At 42.4% G+C, this 255-nt stretch carries 1 protein-coding gene; it reads right to left on the bottom strand.

From position 1 onward, the window contains the following. A partial coding sequence (locus ACYQ4S_RS12735) for a transposase (RefSeq protein ID WP_459771549.1) occupies positions 1 to 255 on the bottom strand: 255 nt, incomplete at both ends.

Genomic DNA, 255 nt, shown 5'->3' with positions numbered 1-255 from the left:
AAAACAGCTCACCGATGGTGCGCGGATCCTTCTCTTCACGGGATATTAAGGCGAACATCATATACCGGGTAAAAACAACCGCAGTATGGGCAACCATATTGTCATAATCACGAGCAGAAAATTCATTAGAGAGCTTAAGGTAAGATTTACTGTATTTGAAGAAGGTCTCGATCTGCCAGCGTTTTCCATATAAACGAATGATTTCCTCATCTGGCAAGTCAACGTCAGTTGACAGAAGAGCTAGCCAGTTTTTCT

This window comes from Alkalibacterium sp. s-m-28 (assembly GCF_054658175.1).
Note: the sequence above shows the minus strand (reverse complement) of the source record. Positions and strands in the feature narration are given on the sequence as shown.